The sequence below is a fragment of the Novosphingobium sp. B-7 genome (genome assembly GCF_000410615.1).
Classification (GTDB): domain Bacteria; phylum Pseudomonadota; class Alphaproteobacteria; order Sphingomonadales; family Sphingomonadaceae; genus Novosphingobium; species Novosphingobium capsulatum.
Genome location: NZ_APCQ01000110.1, coordinates 1 through 1,791, shown reverse-complemented (window position 1 = coordinate 1,791; position 1,791 = coordinate 1). Strand labels below are relative to the sequence as shown.

General features: G+C 68.8%; 2 protein-coding genes and 1 pseudogene. 1 reads left to right on the top strand and 2 read right to left on the bottom strand.

Annotated elements, in window-relative coordinates; all coding sequences use genetic code 11:
- A partial coding sequence (locus H926_RS32905; protein ID WP_028657416.1) for an ATP-binding protein occupies positions 1-389 on the top strand: 389 nt, incomplete at its 5' end.
- Here H926_RS32905 and pip read toward each other — a convergent pair.
- Positions 377-1,321 (bottom strand): prolyl aminopeptidase, encoded by a 945-nt coding sequence (gene pip / locus H926_RS0101080; protein WP_022674654.1) that lies wholly within the window; start codon positions 1,319-1,321, stop codon positions 377-379. The two genes, H926_RS32905 and pip, sit on opposite strands and share 13 nt — an antisense overlap.
- Before the next feature lie 30 nt (positions 1,322-1,351).
- Positions 1,352-1,791: pseudogene (locus H926_RS32900) on the bottom strand (MFS transporter); the annotation flags it as partial.

Here is a 1,791-nt window from a genome sequence, read left to right as displayed (position 1 = left end):
TGGCGCGCGCGCTGGCGCCGCTATGCAGCGATGGCCATGTGCCGCCCGTGATCCTGCGCTGCAGTGGCAAGCCGCGCACGGTGGCGATCGCCGTGGCCGAGGAGTGCGTGGCGATCGCCCACGAAGCGGCGGCCAATGCCCGCCGCCATGCTCAGGCACAGACCATAACCATCGCCCTGCATCACGGCCGCCGCATGCTCACGCTGCGGATCAGCGATGATGGCGTCGGCTTTACCGGCGCGATGCAAGGCGCGGCGGGCCATTTCGGCCTGGTCGGCATGCGTGAACGCGCCGCCACGCTGGGCGCGCGGATCGAAATCCGCAACGGCGCCACCGGCGGCGTGGTGGTGCAGTTGCAGGTGCCCGGCCGCCGCGCCTATCGCGCGTAGCGATCGGTGGCGCGGATCAGCTGATCGAGAATACCCGGTTCGGAAAAGGCGTGGCCCGCCCCTTCAACCAGGTGAAACTCCGCCTCGGGCCAGGCCTCGTGTAGCGCCCAGGCATAGTGGGCTGGGCACGGCATGTCATAACGGCCATGCACGATCGTGGCGGGGATATGGCGCAGCCGCTCTGCCCCGGCGAGCAGTTGCCCCGGCTCCAGCCAGCAGCCATGCGTGAAATAGTGGGTTTCGATGCGGGCAAAGGCCAGGGCGAAATGGCCATCATCGTGCTGCGCGCTGTTGGCCGCATCGGGCAGCAGGGTGATCGTCTCGCCTTCATAGAGGCTCCACGCCCGCGCGGCGGCAATGCGCTCTTCCATCGGCCCGCTGGTCAGGCGGCGGTAATAGGCGCCCAGCATGTCGCCGCGTTCCGCAGGCGGGATCGGCGCGACAAAGCGGGCATACTTGTCGGGAAACATCTGCGAGACGCCGAACTGATAGAACCAGTCCAGCTCTGCCTGCGAACACAGATAGATGCCGCGCAACACCATCGCGCTGACGCGCTCGACATGCGCCTGGGCATAGGCGAGCGCCAGGGTGGAGCCCCACGAGCCGCCGAACACCAGCCACTGCTGCGCGCCGACCATCTCGCGCAGCCGCTCGATATCGGCCACCAAGTGCCAGGTGGTGTTCGCCTCAAGCCCGGCATGGGGAGTGGAGCGGCCACAGCCGCGCTGGTCGAACAGCAGCACGTCATAACGCGCCGGGTCGAACAGGCGCCGGTGGGTGGGCGAAATGCCACCGCCCGGCCCGCCATGCAGGAACACCGCCGGCGTCGCGCCGGGCGTGCCGCAGCGTTCATAGGCGATGACATGCCCCTCGCCGGTATCGAGCGTGCCGGTTTCATAGGGTTCGATCGGGGGATAGAGCGTGCGCAACATCGGCCTATGTTGCGCCCTGGCGCGGCAAAATCAATCCACCCATTCCCGCGCCAGGTGGCGCGCCCCCGCCAGCATCAACACGGCCGCGAGCAGGTAGAAGCCCAGGCCGATCTGGATCGCCTGGCGCAGCGCATCGTTGCCGAAATGCGGCGTGAGCAGGTCAGACAGCTTGCCGATGGTCAGCGACCCCAGGCCCACGCCGATCAGGTTGTTGATCAGCAGGAACGCGGCAGAGGCCGTGGCGCGCATCGGTGCGGGCACCAGGTGCTGCACCGCGGTCAGGATCGGGCCGAGCCAGATATAGACCAGCGCCTGGGGCAACAGGAACAGCCAGAACGCCAGCGCGGCGCTGCCGGCATGGAGCCCGGCGACGAACAGCGGCACCCCGGCCAGGAACGCCAGCGCGGGCACACGGGCATAGGCGGCGCGGCTGCGCGTGCCCAGCCAATCGGCCAGCACGCCCCCGGCCA

What these genes read in the sequence shown, in the direction of transcription:
- pip (WP_022674654.1), bottom strand. Translation starts at nt 1,321, where the DNA reads ATGTTGCGCACGCTCTATCCCCCGATCGAACCCTATGAAACCGGCACG.